The sequence below is a fragment of the Sphingomonas oleivorans genome, assembly GCF_003050615.1.
Classification (GTDB): domain Bacteria; phylum Pseudomonadota; class Alphaproteobacteria; order Sphingomonadales; family Sphingomonadaceae; genus Sphingomonas_H; species Sphingomonas_H oleivorans.
Genome location: NZ_NWBU01000011.1, coordinates 12,933 through 31,857, shown reverse-complemented (window position 1 = coordinate 31,857; position 18,925 = coordinate 12,933). Strand labels below are relative to the sequence as shown.

General features: G+C 65.6%; 20 protein-coding genes, 1 tRNA gene and 1 pseudogene. 7 read left to right on the top strand and 15 right to left on the bottom strand.

The window, feature by feature from the left end; genetic code table 11:
* Window positions 1-82 precede the first annotated feature (82 nt).
* The 9 genes from rpoB to CLG96_RS14480 all read right to left on the bottom strand — a co-directional run bounded on the left by rpoB (window position 83) and on the right by CLG96_RS14480 (window position 9,898).
* Window positions 83-4,249: a DNA-directed RNA polymerase subunit beta gene (rpoB, locus tag CLG96_RS14520; protein ID WP_107968882.1), complete on the bottom strand. Its 4,167-nt coding sequence runs from the start codon at window positions 4,247-4,249 to the stop codon at window positions 83-85.
* A gap of 396 nt (window positions 4,250-4,645) precedes the next feature.
* A complete protein-coding gene (gene rplL, locus CLG96_RS14515) occupies window positions 4,646-5,023 on the bottom strand; it encodes a 50S ribosomal protein L7/L12 (RefSeq protein ID WP_107968880.1) in 378 nt (125 codons plus the stop codon).
* 57 nt (window positions 5,024-5,080) lie between these two features.
* Window positions 5,081-5,596, bottom strand: coding sequence for a 50S ribosomal protein L10 (gene rplJ, locus CLG96_RS14510; RefSeq protein WP_107968878.1), 516 nt, complete (start codon window positions 5,594-5,596; stop codon window positions 5,081-5,083).
* 298 nt (window positions 5,597-5,894) lie between these two features.
* On the bottom strand, window positions 5,895-6,593 hold the full coding sequence (rplA, locus tag CLG96_RS14505; RefSeq protein ID WP_107968877.1) for a 50S ribosomal protein L1: 699 nt from the start codon (window positions 6,591-6,593) through the stop codon (window positions 5,895-5,897).
* Between the two features lie 3 nt (window positions 6,594-6,596).
* On the bottom strand, window positions 6,597-7,028 hold the full coding sequence (gene rplK, locus CLG96_RS14500; protein ID WP_107968875.1) for a 50S ribosomal protein L11: 432 nt from the start codon (window positions 7,026-7,028) through the stop codon (window positions 6,597-6,599).
* A gap of 80 nt (window positions 7,029-7,108) precedes the next feature.
* The gene (gene nusG, locus CLG96_RS14495; protein WP_107968873.1) at window positions 7,109-7,648 is read right to left on the bottom strand and encodes a transcription termination/antitermination protein NusG; all 540 of its coding nucleotides are present in this window, start codon (window positions 7,646-7,648) and stop codon (window positions 7,109-7,111) included.
* Window positions 7,649-7,669: 21 nt separating this feature from the next.
* Window positions 7,670-7,867, bottom strand: coding sequence for a preprotein translocase subunit SecE (secE, locus tag CLG96_RS14490; protein ID WP_107968871.1), 198 nt, complete (start codon window positions 7,865-7,867; stop codon window positions 7,670-7,672).
* 137 nt (window positions 7,868-8,004) lie between these two features.
* Window positions 8,005-8,080: transfer RNA gene (locus CLG96_RS14485), tRNA-Trp, on the bottom strand.
* Window positions 8,081-8,173: 93 nt separating this feature from the next.
* Entirely contained in the window at window positions 8,174-9,898 is a 1,725-nt protein-coding gene (locus CLG96_RS14480; RefSeq protein WP_107968954.1) for a fatty acyl-AMP ligase, read from the bottom strand.
* A 202-nt stretch (window positions 9,899-10,100) separates the two neighbouring features.
* Between CLG96_RS14480 and CLG96_RS14475 the strand changes: the two genes are divergently transcribed.
* The 6 genes and pseudogenes from CLG96_RS14475 to CLG96_RS19370 form a co-directional block, all read left to right on the top strand.
* Window positions 10,101-10,622, top strand: coding sequence for a regulatory protein RecX (locus tag CLG96_RS14475; RefSeq protein ID WP_107968869.1), 522 nt, complete (start codon window positions 10,101-10,103; stop codon window positions 10,620-10,622).
* Between the two features lie 231 nt (window positions 10,623-10,853).
* Complete coding sequence (locus CLG96_RS14470) at window positions 10,854-11,390, top strand: cold-shock protein (RefSeq protein WP_107968867.1); 537 nt, start codon at window positions 10,854-10,856, stop codon at window positions 11,388-11,390.
* Between the two features lie 24 nt (window positions 11,391-11,414).
* On the top strand, window positions 11,415-11,882 hold the full coding sequence (locus CLG96_RS14465) for a DUF192 domain-containing protein (RefSeq protein ID WP_107968865.1): 468 nt from the start codon (window positions 11,415-11,417) through the stop codon (window positions 11,880-11,882).
* A 93-nt stretch (window positions 11,883-11,975) separates the two neighbouring features.
* Window positions 11,976-12,365 carry an NADH:ubiquinone oxidoreductase subunit NDUFA12 gene (locus tag CLG96_RS14460; RefSeq protein ID WP_107968863.1) on the top strand — a complete coding sequence of 130 codons (390 nt, stop codon included), beginning with the start codon at window positions 11,976-11,978 and terminating at the stop codon, window positions 12,363-12,365.
* A gap of 3 nt (window positions 12,366-12,368) precedes the next feature.
* Entirely contained in the window at window positions 12,369-12,869 is a 501-nt protein-coding gene (mlaD, locus tag CLG96_RS14455; RefSeq protein ID WP_107968861.1) for an outer membrane lipid asymmetry maintenance protein MlaD, read from the top strand.
* Window positions 12,869-13,357: pseudogene (locus tag CLG96_RS19370) on the top strand (DUF2155 domain-containing protein); the annotation flags it as partial. The gene mlaD and the pseudogene CLG96_RS19370, both read left to right, overlap by 1 nt.
* 35 nt (window positions 13,358-13,392) lie before the next feature.
* On the opposite strand, the gene aat reads toward CLG96_RS19370, so the two are convergent.
* The 6 genes from aat to aroQ form a co-directional block, all read right to left on the bottom strand.
* On the bottom strand, window positions 13,393-14,130 hold the full coding sequence (gene aat, locus CLG96_RS14445; RefSeq protein ID WP_107968859.1) for a leucyl/phenylalanyl-tRNA--protein transferase: 738 nt from the start codon (window positions 14,128-14,130) through the stop codon (window positions 13,393-13,395).
* An 82-nt stretch (window positions 14,131-14,212) separates the two neighbouring features.
* Window positions 14,213-14,941 (bottom strand): ParA family protein, encoded by a 729-nt coding sequence (locus tag CLG96_RS14440; protein WP_107968857.1) that lies wholly within the window; start codon window positions 14,939-14,941, stop codon window positions 14,213-14,215.
* Between the two features lie 89 nt (window positions 14,942-15,030).
* Window positions 15,031-15,381: an arsenate reductase (glutaredoxin) gene (gene arsC / locus CLG96_RS14435; RefSeq protein WP_107968855.1), complete on the bottom strand. Its 351-nt coding sequence runs from the start codon at window positions 15,379-15,381 to the stop codon at window positions 15,031-15,033.
* Between the two features lie 63 nt (window positions 15,382-15,444).
* A complete protein-coding gene (accC, locus tag CLG96_RS14430) occupies window positions 15,445-16,794 on the bottom strand; it encodes an acetyl-CoA carboxylase biotin carboxylase subunit (RefSeq protein ID WP_107968853.1) in 1,350 nt (449 codons plus the stop codon).
* A 5-nt stretch (window positions 16,795-16,799) separates the two neighbouring features.
* Window positions 16,800-17,279, bottom strand: coding sequence for an acetyl-CoA carboxylase biotin carboxyl carrier protein (gene accB, locus CLG96_RS14425; protein ID WP_107968851.1), 480 nt, complete (start codon window positions 17,277-17,279; stop codon window positions 16,800-16,802).
* 55 nt (window positions 17,280-17,334) lie between these two features.
* On the bottom strand, window positions 17,335-17,775 hold the full coding sequence (aroQ, locus tag CLG96_RS14420; protein ID WP_107968849.1) for a type II 3-dehydroquinate dehydratase: 441 nt from the start codon (window positions 17,773-17,775) through the stop codon (window positions 17,335-17,337).
* Between the two features lie 139 nt (window positions 17,776-17,914).
* Between aroQ and thiS the strand changes: the two genes are divergently transcribed.
* Window positions 17,915-18,919, top strand: a complete 1,005-nt coding sequence (gene thiS / locus CLG96_RS14415) for a sulfur carrier protein ThiS (protein ID WP_107968847.1) — start codon at window positions 17,915-17,917, stop codon at window positions 18,917-18,919.
* The last annotated feature ends 6 nt before the right edge of the window (window positions 18,920-18,925 follow it).

Genomic DNA, 18,925 nt, shown 5'->3' with positions numbered 1-18,925 from the left:
GTAGGAATTCAGCGCGGAAGCAGGGGCGAGACGGGCGGGAAGGCGCCCGGGCCGCAAATGGCCCGGGTGCCTTCCGCTTCCGTCACTCGGCCGCCTGGGGCATGTCGTCGTCGCGATCCTGGATCGAGGAGAGGTCGACGTTGAGGCCCAGCGAGCGCATTTCCTTGACGAGCACGTTGAAGCTTTCGGGAATGCCGGCCTCGAACGTGTCGTCACCCTTGACGATCGCCTCATAGACCTTGGTGCGGCCGACCACGTCGTCCGACTTCACCGTCAGCATTTCCTGGAGCGTGTAGGCGGCGCCATAGGCCTGGAGCGCCCACACTTCCATTTCACCGAAGCGCTGGCCGCCGAACTGCGCCTTGCCGCCCAGCGGCTGCTGGGTGACGAGGCTGTACGGCCCGATCGAACGCGCATGGATCTTGTCGTCGACGAGGTGGTGCAGCTTCAGCATGTAGATATAGCCCACCGTCACCTTGCGATCGAACTGATCGCCGGTGCGCCCGTCGAACAGCTCGACCTGGCCGCTCTCGTCGAGGCCCGCGCGGCGGAGCATCTCGGCCACATCGGACTCGCGGGCGCCGTCGAACACCGGGGTGGCCATCGGCACGCCATTTTTGAGGAGCCTCGCCATCTCGACGATCTCCTCGCCGCTGCGGGCGTCGATGTCGGCATGATATTGCTCGCCATAGACGTCCTTCAGCCGATCGACGACCGCCTGCGGGGCGGTGCCGGCATCGACGGCGGGATTGGCCTCGCGCCAGGCTTCCAGCGCTTCGGTGACCTGCTTGCCGAGGCCGCGCGCGGCCCAGCCCAGATGCGTTTCGAAGATCTGGCCGACATTCATGCGCGAAGGCACGCCGAGCGGGTTGAGCACGATGTCGACGGGCGTGCCGTCGCCGAGGAAGGGCATGTCCTCCTGCGGCAGGATGCGGCTGATGACGCCCTTGTTGCCGTGACGGCCGGCCATCTTGTCGCCCGGCTGAAGCTTGCGCTTCACGGCCACGAAGACCTTGACCATCTTGAGCACGCCCGGGGGCAGCTCGTCGCCGCGCTGCAGCTTCTCGACGCGATCCTCGAAGCGCTTGACGATCACCGAGACGGCATCGTCATACTGCGCCTTGACCGCTTCGAGATCGGCCTGACGGGCATCGTCCGCCACCGCGAACTTCCACCAGTCGCGCTTCTCGACCGAGTCCAGCACCTCGTCCGTGATCTCCACGCCCTTCTTGACGCCCTTCGGCGCGGCCGTGGCGGTCTGGCCGAGCAGCATCTCGCGCAGGCGGGCATAGCTCGCACGGTTGAGGATGCCGCGCTCGTCCTCGCGATCCTTGGTGAGGCGCTCGATTTCCTCGCGCTCGATCGCCATGGCGCGCTCGTCCTTGTCGATGCCATGGCGGTTGAAGACACGCACATCGACGATCGTGCCGGCGACGCCCGGCGGCAGGCGGAGCGAGGTGTCGCGCACGTCGGACGCCTTCTCGCCGAAGATGGCGCGGAGCAGCTTCTCCTCCGGCGTCATCGGGCTTTCGCCCTTCGGCGTGATCTTGCCGACGAGAATGTCGCCCGGCTCCACCTCGGCACCGATATAGACGATGCCGGCTTCGTCGAGATTACGCAGAGCCTCTTCGCCCACATTGGGGATGTCTCGCGTAATATCCTCCGGCCCGAGCTTGGTGTCGCGGGCCATCACCTCGAACTCGTCGATATGGATCGACGTGAACACGTCGTCTTTCACGATCCGCTCGGAGATGAGGATCGAGTCCTCGTAATTGTAGCCGTTCCACGGCATGAAGGCGACGAGCACGTTGCGGCCGAGCGCGAGCTCGCCGAATTCGGTCGAGGGACCGTCGGCGATGACGTCGCCCTTGCGGACCACATCGCCCACCTTCACCAGCGGGCGCTGGTTGATGCAGGTCGACTGGTTCGAGCGCTGGAACTTCATCAGCGTGTAGATGTCGACACCCGACTTTCCGGCATGGACGTCGTCGGTCGCGCGGATGACGATGCGGGTGGCGTCGACCTGGTCGACCACGCCCGAACGCTTCGCCGAGATCGCGGCGCCCGAATCGCGCGCCACCGTCTCTTCCATGCCGGTGCCGACGAACGGCGCCTCGGCGCGGACGAGCGGCACGGCCTGACGCTGCATGTTCGAGCCCATCAGCGCGCGGTTGGCGTCGTCATTCTCCAGGAAGGGAATGAGCGAGGCCGCGACCGAGACGAGCTGCTTCGGCGACACGTCCATCAGCGTGATATGGTCGCGCGGGGCGATCAGGAATTCGCCCGCCTCACGCGAGGAGATCAGCTCCTCGATGAAGCGGCCCTCGCCGTCGAGCTCGGCATTGGCCTGCGCGATGGTGTGCTTGGCCTCCTCCATGGCGGAGAGATAGACGACCTCGTTGGTCACCTTGCCGTCGACGACGCGACGATAGGGCGTCTCGATAAAGCCATATTTGTTGACGCGGCTGAACGAGGCGAGGCTGTTGATCAGACCGATGTTCGGGCCTTCCGGCGTTTCGATCGGGCAGATGCGGCCATAATGGGTCGGATGGACGTCGCGCACCTCGAAGCCCGCGCGCTCGCGGGTGAGACCGCCCGGCCCGAGCGCCGAGACGCGACGCTTGTGCGTCACTTCGGACAGCGGGTTAGTCTGGTCCATGAACTGCGAGAGCTGCGACGAACCGAAGAATTCGCGCACCGCGGCGACCGCCGGCTTGGCGTTGATCAGGTCGTTCGGCATGACGGTCGACACGTCGACCGAGCTCATGCGCTCCTTCACCGCGCGCTCCATGCGGAGCAGGCCGACGCGATACTGATTTTCGAGCAGCTCGCCCACCGAACGGACGCGGCGATTGCCGAGATTGTCGATATCGTCGATCTCGCCCTTGCCGTCCTTCAGGTCGACAAGCGTCTTGACGACCGCGAGGATATCCTCGGAGCGCAGCGTCGTGACTGTGTCCTCGGCATCGAGATCGAGGCGCATGTTGAGCTTGACGCGGCCGACGGCCGACAGGTCATAGCGCTCCGGATCGAAGAACAGGCCGGCGAACAGCGCCTCGGCGGTCTCCTTCGTCGGCGGCTCGCCAGGGCGCATGACGCGATAGATTTCGGACAGCGCATGATCGCGGTCCTCGACCTTGTCGGCCTTGAGCGTGTTGCGGATCCAGGGGCCGGTCGAGACATGGTCGATATCGAGCAGCTCGAGCTTCTCGATGCCGGCCTTGTCGAGCTCCGCCAGATTTTCCGGCGAAACCTCGTCGCCCGCCTCGATATAGATGCGGCCGGTGGTCTCGTCGATCAGATCGAAGGCGGAATAGCGGCCGAAGATTTCCTCGGTCGGGATCAGCAGCGTGGCGAGCCCGTCCTTGGCGGCCTTGTTCGCCGCGCGCGGGGAGATCTTGGTGCCGGCGGGGAAGACGATCTCGCCCGTGTCGCCGTTGATGACGTCGAATGCCGGCTTCTGGCCGCGCCAATTTTCGGGGAGATAGGGGACCTTCCAGCCGCCCTCGCCGCGCACATAGGTGGCGGTCTTGTAGAAATGGTTGAGGATCTCCTCGCCGTTCAGGCCGAGGGCGTAGAGCAGCGTCGTGACCGGCAGCTTGCGCTTGCGATCGATGCGGACGTTGACGATGTCCTTGGCGTCGAATTCAAAATCGAGCCACGAGCCGCGATAGGGGATGACGCGCGCGGCGAAGAGATATTTGCCCGAGGCATGCGTCTTGCCGCGGTCATGATCGAACAGCACGCCCGGCGAACGGTGCATCTGCGAGACGATGACGCGCTCGGTGCCGTTGACGATGAAGGTGCCGTTCGACGTCATGAGCGGCATGTCGCCCATATAGACGTCCTGCTCCTTGATATCGAGCACGGAACGGGTTTCGGTGTCGGGATCCACCTCGAATACGATCAGGCGCAGCGTGACGCGCATCGGGGCGGCGAAGGTGATGCCGCGCTGGCGGCACTCGTCGGTATCGAATTTCGGCTCCTCCAGCTCATACTGGACGAAATCGAGTTCGGCCGTGCCGGCGAAGTCGCGGATCGGGAAGACCGAGCGCAGCGTCTTTTCGAGGCCGGAGACATAGGCGTCCTCGGGCCGCGAGCGGAGGAACTGCTCGTAGCTTTCGCGCTGGACCTCGATGAGGTTCGGCATCTGCACCACTTCGTGGATGTTGCCGAAGACCTTGCGGATGCGCTTTTTCGCGCTGCCTCGGAGGGCCGGGGCCTGGGGCGGAACTGCCTGAGTCGCCATGAATTTACCTCGCGTCCGTACAAATTTTTTCCGCCTCGCAGCGGATCTGCAGCCCGATTCGGGGGCATGCCCCACGAAAAAAAGTGCGGGCCCGGGCTATCGGAACCGCACTGCCAGCGTCTGATGACCCTCGCAAAACTCCCAATTCTTCGCGGTTCGTGCGCAACTCAAACCGTGTCCCGGGAGCAGGGAGGGCGGCTCTGCCCGCCGAGGAGGCGGGGGAAGGAGCCGTCTATTTCGAATGGCCATATAGGGATGCTGTTGGATTTGGGGAAGCCCCTTAATCCTGTGATGGGGTGGAGAGGGGCGATGGTCGACGCAAAAAAGGGGCGACCCTTGCGGGCCGCCCCTTTTCCGAAGTCGATGCCGGCCGCGGCTGCGGCCAGGCAAAGAAGCTTACTTGAGTTCGACGGTCGCGCCGGCGTCCTCGAGCTGCTTCTTGATCTTCTCGGCCTCGTCCTTCGAAGCGCCTTCCTTGACGGCCTTCGGAGCGCCTTCGACCAGCGCCTTGGCTTCGGTCAGGCCCAGGCCGGTGATGGCGCGGACTTCCTTGATGACGTTGATCTTCTTGCCACCGTCGCCGGTGAGGATCACGTCGAACTCGGTCTTCTCTTCGACGGCGGCGGCGCCATTGCCACCGGCGGCCGGAGCGGCAACCGCGACGGCCGCAGCGGCCGAAACGCCCCACTTCTCTTCGAGGAGCTTCGAAAGCTCGGCGGCCTCGAGAACGGTGAGGGCCGAAAGATCGTCAACAAGCTTCTGCAGGTCTGCCATTTTAAGTCTCCAATAGGGGCGCACGCCCCAGTCAGTTCAGTTGGTAACGATAAGAGGTCAGGCTTCTTCCTTGGCCGCATAGGCCCCGAAGACGCGCGCCAGCTGGCCCGCCGGTGCCTGGACGATCTGGACGACCTTGGTCGCGGGCGCCTGGACGAGGCCCACAATCTTGGCGCGCAGTTCGTCGAGTGACGGCAGTTCGGCCAGGGCCTTCACGCCGTTCACGTCGAGCACGGTTTCGCCCATCGCGCCGCCGACGATTTCCAACTTGTCGTTGGTCTTCGCGAAATCCACGACGACCTTGGCGGCCGCGACGGGATCGACGGAGGTGCTGAGCGCCGTGGGACCGGTCAGCAGATCGCTGATGTTCCCATAGGGCGTGCCTTCGACGGCAATACGGGCAAGGCGGTTCTTGGCCACTTTGTAGCTGGCGCCCGCTTCGCGCATCTTGTTCCTCAAGGCCGTGGACTGGGCCACGGTGAGGCCGAGATTGCGCGTCACGACGACGACGCTGGTCTCGGTGAAGGTGCGGTTCAGCTCGGCGACCAGCTCGGACTTTTGAGCTCGATCCATGCCAATCTCCACTACATGCCCGGCGAAACGGTCGCCGGGCGGTTGAGCCATGGGACTGATACGCCGTCCCGTGGCCCGTCCGAGGGGAGTGTCGCCTGACCTGACGGATCGCTCCGTATGGCAGACCCGGGGTCCATCGCACGGATGACCCGGTAAAACTCTTCCCCGTCTTGGCGGGAGATTAAGTGGGGCAGATCCCCACACCCGCTGTCTCGGACGGTACATGCCGGGGAAGGACGAGCCCGCCCCGGCAATCTCTTCCATCGTCCCGGCCACGGGGGCCGGGACGATGTCAATCTCAGGCGGCCGAAAGCTCGGCCACGTCCACCTTCACGCCCGGGCCCATGGTGGAGCTCACGGCGATCTTGCGGAGATATTTGCCCTTGGCGCCGGCCGGCTTCGCCTTGAGGATGGCGTCGACGAACGCGTCGAAATTGGCGCGCAGATCTTCCGCCGGGAAGCTCGCCTTGCCGATGCCGCTATGGATGATGCCGGCCTTCTCGACGCGGAACTCGACCTGGCCGCCCTTGGCGGCCTTGACGGCCTCGCCGACATTCATGGTGACGGTGCCGAGCTTCGGGTTCGGCATCAGGCCCTTCGGACCGAGAACCTTGCCGAGACGGCCGACCAGGCCCATCATGTCCGGGGTGGCGATGCAGCGATCGAAATCGAGCGTGCCGCCCTGGATCGTCTCGAGCAGATCTTCCGCACCCACGATCTCCGCACCGGCGGCCTTGGCTTCCTCGGCCTTGGCGCCACGGGCGAAGACGGCGACGCGAACGTCCTTGCCGGTGCCCTTGGGGAGCGTGACGACGCCACGGACCATCTGGTCGGCATGGCGCGGATCGACGCCGAGGTTCAGCGCGACCTCGATCGTCTCGTCGAACTTGGCGGTGGCATGCGCCTTGGCGAGGCCGATCGCCTCGTCAATGCCATGCAGCTTCAGCGAATCAACGGCAGCGGCCAGCGCCTTCGCCTTCTTGGTCAGCTTAGCCATCGATCAGCCCTCCACAACCTGCAGGCCCATCGCGCGGGCGGAGCCTTCGATCGTCTTGGTCGCGGCCTCGATGTCGTTGGCGTTGAGATCCTTCATCTTCGCCTCGGCGATCGCGGCGACCTGCGAGCGCTTGATCGTGCCGGCCGATTCCTTGCCCGGCGCCTTGGAGCCGGACTTCAGATTGGCGGCCTTCTTGAGCAGATAGCTCGCCGGCGGCGTCTTGGTCGCGAAGGAGAAGCTGCGATCCGCATAGACGGTGATGACGGTCGGCAGCGGCGTGCCGACTTCCTCGCCCGAGGTCTGCGCGTTGAACGCCTTGCAGAATTCCATGATGTTCACGCCGCGCTGACCGAGCGCCGGGCCGATCGGCGGCGAGGGATTGGCCTTTCCGGCCGGAACCTGGAGCTTGATATAGCCCGTAATCTTCTTTGCCATGACTAAGTCACCCTGCTTGGTTTAGCGGTCCAAGCGGCAGTGGCACTGCCTCCCGCACATATCCGGCTTCGACCCCGGAATTACTTGACCCGTTCGACCTGCTCGAATTCGAGCTCGACCGGGGTGGCGCGACCGAAGATCGACACCGAAACCTTGACGCGGCTGCGATCGAAATCGAGTTCCTCGACCACGCCGTTGAAGCTGGCGAACGGTCCTTCGAGCACCTTGACCTGATCGCCAATCTCGAAATCGACCTTGATCTTGCTCTTGGGCGCCGCGGCGGCGGCCTCTTCCTTGGTGGAGAGGATGCGCGCGGCCTCCGCATCGCTGATCGCCTGCGGCTTGCCGGAGGAGCCGAGAAAGCCCGTCACCTTCGGCGTGTTCTTCACGAGATGATAGACATCGTCGTTCATCGAAAGCTTCGCCAGCACATAGCCGGGGAAGAATTTCCGATCCGACGTCACCTTCTTGCCGCGGCGGACCTCGGTGACCTTCTCGGTCGGCACCTCCACCGCTTCGACCAGGCTTTCGAGGCCGAGGCGCGTGGCGTCCGCGAGGATCGCCTCCCTCACCTTATTCTCGAAGCCCGAATAGGCGTGGATGATGTACCAGCGCGACATGATCGACCTGTCTCCGAAAGCTTAACCGAGCAGCGTCAGCAGCGACTGGACGACCCAGCTGAAGAACTGGTCCACCCCGAAGAAGAAGATGCCGAGCAGCACCGTCATGATGACGACCATCACCGCGGTCATCATCGTCTCGCGGCGGCTGGGCCAGGAAACCTTTTTCCTCTCGGCCTGTACCTGCCGGATGAATTCCCTCGGTGAAACCTTCGCCACGCTCTTCCTCGACTCGCTTGCCGCCAAAACAGCGACGACGAGGCCGTCAGGCGCCGTCCGGCTCTTTTTGGAAGCCGGCGGCGCCCTGGACCTCGCCTATTCCCGAACCCTGAGCCTTAACTCGCGTCACCCGAAGGTGGCAGGAGTGGGGGGACTCGAACCCACGGCCCTCGGTTTTGGAGACCGATGCTCTACCAACTGAGCTACACTCCTCCGGGTCCGGGAGCGGCGCTAATAGCGGCAGGACAAGGGACATGCAAGCGATCGCTTATCCTGCCGTTTGCGCCCGTTTGCGCGAGCCGAAGCTCAGGCCGCTATGTCGTAAGGCTGGATCTCGCCCGAGAGATAGAGGTTGCGGGCCTTGGCGCGGCTGAGCTTGCCGGAGCTGGTGCGCGGCAGGGTGCGCGGGGGGACGAGCTCCACCACGCAATTCATGCCGGTGATCGCGCGCACCTTCTCGCGGATCGCGTCGCGCAGCTTGGCGCGCTCCTCATTGTCCGACGTGCGGCACTGGACGAGCACGGCGGGCGTTTCCTCGCCGCCGGGCGTGGTGATGGCGAAGGCGGCGATGTCGCCCGCCTTGAAGCCCGGCAACTGCTCCACTGCCCATTCGATGTCCTGGGGCCAGTGATTCTTGCCGTTGATGATGATCATGTCCTTCGCCCGGCCGACGATATAGACATAGCCATCCGACAGATAGCCCATGTCGCCGGTATCGAGCCAGCCATCGACCATGCAGGCGGCGGTGGCCTCCGGATCGCGGAAATAGCCTTCCATGATCGACGTGCCGCTGGCCCAGACCTTGCCGATCGCGCGTTCGGGCAGCGGCGTGCCATCCTCCTCGCGAATCTCGACCCGCATGTCGCGCACGGGCTTGCCGCAATTGACGATGGCGCGGAAACGCTGCGGCCGATCGGTCGCGGCGCCGCAGCCGGAAAGCTGCGTCTCCTCGACCAGCTCGACGACGATGCCTTCGCCCGGGGGCATGATCGAGACGGCGAGCGTCGCTTCGGCGAGGCCGTAGCTCGGCAGGAAGGCGGATGCCTTGAAGCCGGCCTCGGCAAAGGCGTCGACGAAGCTCTGCATCACGTCCGGCCGGATCATGTCCGCGCCATTGCCCGCAATCCGCCAGCGCGACAGATCGAAGCGATCCGAGGCCTTGGTCTGGCTCGACATGCGGCGCGCGCAGATGTCGTAGCCGAAGGTGGGCGAATAGCTGAGCGTCGTGCCCTGGTTGCGGCTGATGAGGTCGAGCCAGGCGAGCGGGCGCCGGGCGAAATCCTCGGTCTTGAGATAGTCGGTCGAAACCTGGTTGGCGACCGGCGACAGGAAGCAGCCGACCAGCCCCATATCATGATACCAGGGCAGCCAGGAGATGCAGCGATCGCTCTCGATCAGCTCCATGCCGTGCGAATGGGCGGCGAGATTGTCGAGCAGTGCCCGATGGGTGACGGCGACGCCATGGGGGAAGCGGGTCGAGCCGCTGGAATATTGCAGATAGGCAATGTCGTCCGGCTGCGCCCCGGGCAGGGTGGAGCGGGGCGCGCTCGACGCGGCGAACGTCTCCCACTCGATTCCCTCTATGCCCTTGGCGGACGCTGCGGCGCCCGCCATCTGGGCGATTTCGCCCGGATAGAAGAGCATCTTCGGATCCGAGCTGGCGAGCTGTACCGCGAGCTGGTCGATATAGGCTTCGCGCCCGCCGAAGCTGGTGGGCAGCGGCAGCGGCACGGGCCAGGCCCCGGCATAGATGACGCCGAAGAAGAGGGCAGCGAATTCCGCGCCCGTTTCCGCGATCAACGCGATGCGATCCCCCGGAACGACGCCGCGCGCGATCAGCCGATCGGCGTTCGCCAGCGCATCGGTGCGCAGCTCCGCGAAGGGATAGGCGCGCACCAGCGTGCCGCGCGCATCATGGAAATTGAGGCCGCGCACGCCCATGGCGGCATAGTCCAGCGCCTCGCCAACCGTCTCGAAATCCGAGAAACGGCGGGGCAGCGTGTCGAGCGTCGGCGTGGCGCCGTTCGTCATTTCGATCGTCGACGTGCCTGCAACAATATCGAGCACCGTCGGCAACTCCTTAAATTAATGGCCGGCAGCGCTATATCGTATCGCGTCCGGAGTGAAATGGGTTCAACAGATACGTGTAGCCGGCAAGGCGCGTTCAAAATCCGGCTCGACTGTGGCACAAACGTGGCGCGTGACACGGGCTCAGACAAATCGCAACCGTAGGATGGGCCGGCCGCCGCTGGACGCGGAGGGCGTCGAGCGGCTCGCTCTGTCCTATGTCGGCCGTTATGCCACGACGCGGGCGAAGTTGCGCGCCTATTTGATGCGCAAGCTCGACGAACGCGGCTGGGGCGGCGAGGGCGCGCCGCCGGTCGATGGGCTGGTCGATCGGTTCGCGGCGCTCGGCTATGTCGATGATCGCGCCTTCGCTGAGGCGCGCGCGGCCTCGCTCGGCCGGCGCGGCTATGGCGCGCGGCGGGTGGCCGATGCGCTGCGCGCCGCCGGCATCGAGGAGCCGGATGCCGCAGAGGCGCGGGATGCGGCCGCCGCGGATGCGCTCCGAAGCGCGCTCGCCTTCGCCCGGCGGCGGCGGATCGGGCCGTTCGCGCGGGAAGAGGCGGACCAGGATGTGCGCCGCCGCGCGCTCGCCGCGATGCTTCGCGCGGGCCATGATCTCGCCCTATCGCGCAAGATCGTCAACGCCGCGCCCGGCGAGGAGCTGGCCGACGAGGCGCTGTTCGACTGAAATGCGGTGCCATATCGGCCCGGTGCCCGGCTGATCGTCATCGTCGGTATGGCCTGTCGGCAGAAAAAGCCGAACAGAATATGTCGCCGGCGAGTGAAATACGGCATTTTTACTTCCGATTTTTGGCAGACATGATAGCTTGACCGTCTGGCAGGGGGGTTTGGGCCGGTTATGTCCGATCGTGGGGCGTTGTTGGGGGCCGATGTGACGGACAATGGTCTTCACATTAGCATGGGCCGGGGGTTCGAGGATCCGTGCGAGCGCATCGCCGGGGTCGTCAAATGGTTCGATGCGACGCGGGGATTCGGCTTCGTCATCGGCGATCAGGGGCAGGGCGATATACTCGTCCATTTTTCGGTATTGCGCGATCATGGGCGGCGCACCTTGCCCGAGGGCAGCCGTGTCGTGTGCGAGGCGGTGCGCCGCGAGCGGGGCATGCAGGCCCGCCGCGTGATCGAGATCGACCTCAGCACCGCGACCGGGCCGGATGCCGATCTCGTCGCTCGGCGCACCGCCGATCATGTCAATCCGATCGAACTGGTCGATACGGCGGGGCCGTTCGAGCCGGTCATGGTCAAATGGTTCAACCAGCTCAAGGGCTATGGCTTCGTCGTGCGGGGCAGCGACGGGCGCGATATCTTCGTCCATATGGAGACGGTGCGCCGTTCCGGGCTGGCCGAGCTCAAGACCGAGCAGCATCTGTTCGCGCGGATCGCGGACGGGCGGAAGGGGCCGCTGGTGGTCTCCCTCTCGATGACGGCCGATTAGGGCGGCGGAACAAGGATAGATGTAATGCGTAAGCTATTGTCGGCAGTCGCCGTGGCGCTGGCGCTGGTCGGTTGCGGCGCGCAGCCGGCGGCCGATGCGCGCGAGACGGGAGCCAGTGCAAGCGCGCTCGTGCCGTTGACCATCCAGACGGCGAAGGGCGCGCGCCGCTATTCGGTGGAGGTCGCCCGCACGCCTGCCGAGCAGGAGCGGGGGCTGATGTTCCGCACCGAGATGCCGGCGGACCAGGGGATGATCTTTCCCATGGACCCGCCGCGGCCCGCCACCTTCTGGATGAAGAATACGGTGCTGTCGCTCGACCTGATCTTCATCCGCGCGGACGGCACGATCGCGCGCATCGCGGAGCGCGCTATGCCCTATTCGCTGGACCTGATCGATTCGGGCGAGCCGGTGGCGGCGGTGCTCGAGCTGAACGGCGGCACCGCGGCGACGGACGGGATCGCCGAGGGCGACAAGGTGAGCTGGCCGCGCTGAGAACCCCGCTCGACCGGGTCGGATGGCGCCTTTGTGCAGGCGGTGATTCAGGACAGTTGCTTTCGCGCCGTTTCTGGCGCTAAGCCGAATCCCATGGGACTGCTCGCAAGCATCTTCACCTGGTGGAACGGCGCCACCGTCGGCACCACGATCTTCAGCCGCCGTCATGGCGAGAAGGTCGGCACCGACCATCTCGGCAATGTCTATTATCAGTCGAGGAAGCCGATAAACGGCGTGACGCGGCGCTGGGTGATCTATTCCGGATCGAACGATGCGAGCCGCGTACCATCCGAATGGTATGGCTGGCTGCATAATACGATCGACGAGCGGCCCGAGGATCTACCGCCCGCACGGCGTTGGGAGAAGCCCGCATTGCCCAATCTCACCGGCACGGACCAGGCCTATCGCCCGGCCGGCGCGCTGGAGAAGGGCGGGCGCCGCGCCGCCGCGACGGGTGATTATGAGGCCTGGAGCCCGAATTAAGCCATGAAGACCATTCTCAGGGAGAATGTGGTCGAGGCGATCGTCGGCCTGGCCGTCGTGTTGCTCGCCATCTGGTTCGTTCTGTTCGCCTGGGATCGTACCGGCGGCGGCGCCAAGGCCAATGCCATCACCGTGACGGCGCTGTTCCCCAATGCGGCTGGCGTGACCGTCGGTACGGACGTGCGCGTCGCGGGCCTGAAGATCGGCAGCGTCACGGACCAGAAGCTCGATCCGCAGACTTTTCAGGTGGCGGTGAAGCTCGCCATCGATCCTTCGGTGAAGCTGCCGGCGGACAGCAGCGCGTCGGTGACGTCCGAAGGGCTGCTCGGCAGCACCTTCATCGGCCTGACCCCGGGCGGCAGCGAGACGTCGCTCAAAAATGGTGACATGATCACCGATACGCAGGGCGCGATGGACCTGATGGCGCTGATCGGCCAATTCATCAATCGCCCGAGCAGCGACAGCGCCGCGACCGGCAACGGCACGGCGCCGACCGCCCCGTGATGCCGGCCGGCCGGCTGCGTCGCGTGGCGGCGGGCCTGATCGGCGGCGGTGCGCTGGCGATCGGTGGCTGGCAGGCCGTTTCCGCCATCCAGGCCGCGCCGCAGCCCGAGCTGACGGTGCCCGACGAGGAGGCGGTTCCCGCCGACGACGAGCTCCAGCCCGAGAGCGAAGCCCCGGCCGAAGCCTCCACCGTGCCGGCCGCGCAACGGCCGAAAGCGGCCCCGGCCCAGCCCGCCGTCCGCGTCGCGACGCCGATGGCGGAACGGGTGGCCGTGCTGGGCATCCTCAACAAGCGCAACGGCCTGTGGCGCGACGTGACGCTGAAGCCCGGCGGCGCGGTGCGCGTGGGCGATCTGGTGGTGCGGCTGCGCGCCTGTGAGACAACCGCGCCCTGGGAGCCGGAAAAGCTGACCGGCGCCTTCGTCCAGGCGGATATGCGCGGCACGGACGATAAATGGCGCCGCATCTTCTCCGGCTGGCTCTACAAGGAATCGCCGTCGCTCAACGTGATCGAGAACGCGCTTTACGACGTCTGGCCCAAGAGCTGTGCGATGCGCCACCCGGATATCGGACCGGAAACCGTATCGGCCGCGGCGCCTTCCTCCGGCCAGAGCCGGTCCAGCGCGAAGAAATCGGCCGGCGGCGAGAATGATGTCCCCGCCGCCCCGGCGCCGGCCCCGCCCGCCAATCCGAGCGCATCGTCCAACAACGCGACATAGGCAGCCCGCTCGATCTCGATCGCGCCCAGCGAGGCGAGATGATCGGTGATGAACTGGCAATCGAGCAGCCGGAAGCCGCCGACCTTCAGCCGCGCCACCAGATAGGCGAGCGCCACCTTCGAGGCGTCGCGCATACGGCTGAACATGCTTTCCCCGAAAAAGGCCGCGCCCAGCCGAACGCCGTAAAGGCCGCCGACCAGCCGGCCATGCTGCCAGCATTCGATCGAATGAGCGTAGCCGCGCGCATGAAGCTCGGCATAGGCGCGCTCGATCGAGGGGTTGATCCAGGTGTCGGGCCGGAGCGCGGTCGATTCCGCGCAGGCGGCGACGACTTGCGAAAAAGCCTTGTCGGCCGTCACCTGGAATTTATCCGCGCGCAACGTCTTGGCGAGCGAGCGGGACAGGTGGAAGCCGTTCAGCGGCAGGACGCCGCGTTTCTTGGGTTCGACCCAGAAGATGTCGCGCGCATTCCGGCTGTCAGCCATCGGAAACACGCCGATCGAATAGGCACGGAGGAGAAGATCGGGATCGATCGGAGCCACGCCATATATGGTATCGCGTGGCGGGGATGTTGCAAATGCCGAAAGAGATGAGGCCCGCGCTCGCCGGGTCGGAGGCAGGTCGCTATTTTGCCGCGAGCCGCCGCTCGATCCCGCTCCAGAGCGACTTGAAGGCGGCACTGGCGGGGGAGCGCGGGGCGGAGAGGCCGACCGGCACGCGATCGAGCGTCGCCGCCTCGACCGCGCTCGCCATGGGGATGACGGGCCAGTCGGGCTCGGCGGCGAGCGCCTGGCGGTGGAGCAGGCGGCGGCGGTCGACCAGCGAGAAGACAGGCATCAGCGGCCGATCACGGCCATGCTCGAGCGCCAGATGCGCCTCCAGCGTGCCGAGCGCATGCTGTGAAAGCGGGGAAGGGATGACGGGGACGACGATCAGCGCGGTGCCGCGTAATATCTGCTCGCTCGTTTCGGTGAGCCCGGGCGGGCAATCGAGGATGATCCGGTCATAATCCCCGGCCAGCGTCTCGACCAGCTTGGCCAGCCGCTTCTTCTTGTCGAGTTCGTGGAGGAACAGGTCGAGCGTGCGCAGCGACGGATCGGCGGGAAGGAGATCGAGTCGCTTGATCGCGGTGGAGCGGATCAGCCGATCCGGCCGGATATCCTTCGAAAAAAGGGCGCGGGCATCGCTGCCGACCGTCTCGTCGCCGCCGAGCAGCCAAGTGGAACCGCCCTGCGGATCGAGGTCCCAGAGCAGCGTCTTGCGGCCCGAGCGGGACGCGGCGAAGGCGAGATTGACCGCGATGGTCGTCTTTCCGACGCCGCCCTTGAGGCTGTAGATCGCAACCGCCGTCATGCCTGCTCCTCCCGATGTCCGGCCCTTTGCCGAATCCCCGTTACGATTCGAGGTAGGAGACCACAGCTTTTCCCCGGGGGGAGCCGCTATCAGATTATCTCCCGCACCTTTTCCTGCGGACGGCAGAGGCGGACGCCCTTGTCCGTCTCGACCAGCGGCCGTTCGATCAGGATGGGATTGGCCACCATCGCGTCGAAAATGGCGTCGTCGCCAATCTCCGGCCCGGTCAGCCCGAGCTCGGCAGCGAGCGGCTCCTTCGCGCGCAACCCCTCGTGCGGAGAGAGACCGGCGCGGGCATAGAGGGCGGCGAGCCGGTCGCGCGAGGGTGGGGTCTTGAGATATTCCACGATCTCGAGCTCGACGCCGGGCGTCTCCTGAAGGATCGCGAGCGTCTTGCGCGAGGTGCCGCAGCGCGGATTGTGCCAGATCGTCGCCTTCATGCCATCATCTTCCCGAGGTCGCTCCGACATTCACGTATCCGCTCATGCCGGAGTGACGAGACATCAATCCTTCTGCCGGGCCAGCCATTCTTCCAGCCACTTGATCGTATAATCGCCCTTCTGGAAGTCGGGATCGTCGAGCAGCGCCTGATGGAGCGGAATGGTGGTCTTCATGCCTTCCACCACAAATTCCTCCAGCGCGCGGCGGAGGCGACGGAGCGCGCCGTCGCGCGTCTGGCCATAGACGATCAGCTTGGCGATCATGCTGTCATAATAAGGCGGAACCTTATAGCCGGCATAAAGGCCGCTATCGACGCGGACATGCATGCCGCCGGGTGCATGAAAGCTCTTCACCAGGCCGGGCGAGGGGGCGAAGGTCTTCCAGTCCTCCGCATTGATGCGGCATTCGATCGAATGGCCGCGGAACATCACATCCTCCTGCCGGAGGGTGAGGCCCTTGCCCTCGGCGATGCGAATCTGCTCGCGCACCAGATCGAGGCCGGTGATCGCCTCCGTCACCGGATGTTCCACCTGCAGGCGGGTGTTCATCTCGATGAAGTAGAAGCGGCCGTCCTCATAGAGGAATTCGATCGTGCCCGCGCCGCGATAGCCCATCTCCGCCATCGCACGCGCCACGAGCGAGCCCATCTCCTCGCGCTGCTCCGCCGAGATGACGGGCGAGGGGGCTTCTTCCAGCACCTTCTGGTGGCGGCGCTGGAGCGAGCAGTCGCGCTCGCCCAGATGGATGGCATTGCCCCGCCCGTCACCGAAGATCTGGAATTCGATATGGCGCGGATTGCCGAGATATTTCTCCATATAGACGGTGTCGTCGCCGAACGCCGCCTTGGCTTCCGATTGCGCCTGGCCGATCAGGCTCTCGAGCTGGTCCTCGGACGGCACGACCTTCATGCCGCGACCGCCGCCGCCCGACGCGGCCTTGATGAGCACGGGATAGCCGATCTCGGCCGCGACGCGGCGTGCCTGCTCGACATCCTTGAGCGGTCCGTCCGATCCCGGCACCAGCGGCAGGCCGAGCGCGGCGGCGGTGCGCTTCGCCTCCACCTTGTCGCCCATGGTGCGGATATGTTCGGGCTTGGGGCCGATCCAGATCAGATTGTGCGATTCGACAATCTCGGCGAAGCGGGCATTTTCCGACAGGAAGCCATAGCCGGGATGGATCGCGTCCGCCCCCGAGATTTCGGCCGCCGAGATGATGTTGGGGATGTTGAGATAGCTCTCCCCCGCCGGCGGCGGCCCGATGCAGACCGCCTGATCGGCGAGGCGGACATGCATCGCATCCGCATCCGCCGTGCTGTGCGCCGCAACCGTCTTGATGCCCATTTCATGGCAGGCGCGATGGATACGGAGCGCGATTTCGCCGCGATTGGCGATGAGGATCTTTTCGATCGCCACGGGGCTTACTCGACGATGACGAGTGGCTGATCGAATTCGACGGGCTGGGCGTTGTCGACCAGCAGCGTCTTGACCGTCCCGGCGCGCGGGGAGACGATCGGGTTCATCACCTTCATCGCTTCCACGATCAGCAGCGTATCGCCGGCCGCGACCTTGTCGCCGGGCGAGACGAAATGCTTGGCGCCGGGCGTCGCCGCCAGATAGGCGGTGCCCACCATCGGCGAGCGCACCGTGCCCGGATGATCGGCCAGATCGACCGCCGGCGCCGGCGCCGGCGTGGCCGGGGCGGCAGGCGCGGGCGCGGCATCGACCGGCGCATAAGCGGGCGCCGCGGCGGCCGCGATGGTGATGTTGCGCGCGACGCGGATGCGCCGATCGCCATCCTGCACCTCGATCTCGGTCAGGCGGGTATCGTCCAGCAGGACGGCGAGCTGGCGGACGAGATCGGGATCGACCTGCATGGCGCCTCGGTTTTCCTCGGTCATCGGGACCCTTCTTATTGTTCAGAACTTCATTCTTGCGATCAAGCGCGCGCTACTGTCAGAGCTTGGCCGCCGCGTCCAGCGCCAGCACATAAGAGAGCGGGCCGAATCCGGCGATCGTGCCCTTCGCCGCCCGGCCTACAAAGCTCTGGTGGCGGAATTCCTCCCGCTTGTGCGGATTGGACAGATGCACCTCGATCACGGGCACGGCAATCGCCTTGATCGCATCATGCAGCGCGATGGACGTGTGGGTGAAGGCACCCGCATTGAGGATCACCGCCTTGGCCCCCCCGGCATTCGCCTCGTGCAGCCAATCGACCAGATGGCCCTCATGGTTGGACTGGCGCATATCGACCGAAAGGCCGATCTCGCGCGCATGATCCTCCAGCCTGTCGGCAATGTCGTCCAGCGTCTCATGGCCGTAAATTTCGGGCTCGCGCATCCCCAACAGGTTGAGATTGGGCCCGTTGAGGACGTAGACGATCGGCGTGTCGGCCATTCGGAGCCTTTCGGTTGCGGCGCAAGTCGGGTGCTTCCTATATGCTGGAACGCAACATGTACCAAACGGGCGCGGCCGCGACGGTCCGGCCGGGGCATGTTCCGCCTCCGAAGGCATGCGGGACGAACGGAGATTATTGATGCACAGCGACGGCACGATCAGCATCCGGGTGAATGGCGAGCATCGCCGCGTGATGGACGGGCTGACGCTGGCCGAGCTCGCGTCCGAACTGGGCCTCGTGCCCGAGAAGGTGGCGGTCGAGCGCAATTTGGAGGTGGTGCCGCGTTCCACCTTGGCCGAGGTGCGCGTCGAGGATGGCGACGAGCTGGAGATCGTCCATTTCGTCGGCGGCGGCGATCATGCGACCAAGCTGGAGGAAGATAGCTGGACGGTGGCGGGCCGCACCTTCCGCTCGCGGCTGATCGTGGGCACGGGCAAATATAAGGATTATGCGCAGAATGCGGCGGCGGTGGAGGCATCGGGTGCGGAGATCGTGACCGTCGCCGTGCGGCGCGTGAACATCGCCGATCGCAACGCGCCGATGCTGACCGACTATATCGACCCCAGGAAGATCACCTATCTGCCCAATACCGCCGGCTGCTACACCGCCGAGGAGGCGATCCGCACGCTCAGGCTGGCGCGCGAGGCAGGCGGCTGGAACCTCGTGAAGCTCGAAGTGCTGGGCGAGGCCAAGACGCTCTATCCCGACATGCTGGAGACGCTGCGCGCGACCGAGATCCTCGCCAAGGAGGGGTTCGAGCCGATGGTCTATTGCGCCGACGATCCGATCGCGGCGAAGCGGCTGGAGGATGCGGGCGCGGTGGCGATCATGCCGCTGGGCGCACCGATCGGATCGGGGCTCGGCATCCAGAATCCGGTGACGATCCGGCTGATCGTGGAAGGCGCCAAGGTGCCCGTGCTGGTCGATGCGGGCGTCGGCACCGCATCGGACGCGGCGGCGGCGATGGAGCTGGGCTGCGACGGCGTGCTGATGAACACGGCGATCGCGGAGGCCAAGAATCCGGTGCTAATGGCGGCGGCGATGAAGGCGGCGGTCGAGGCCGGGCGCCTCGCCTATCGTGCCGGGCGCATGGGACGGCGGCGCTATGCCGATCCGTCCAGCCCACTCGCCGGGCTGATCTGACGGGCT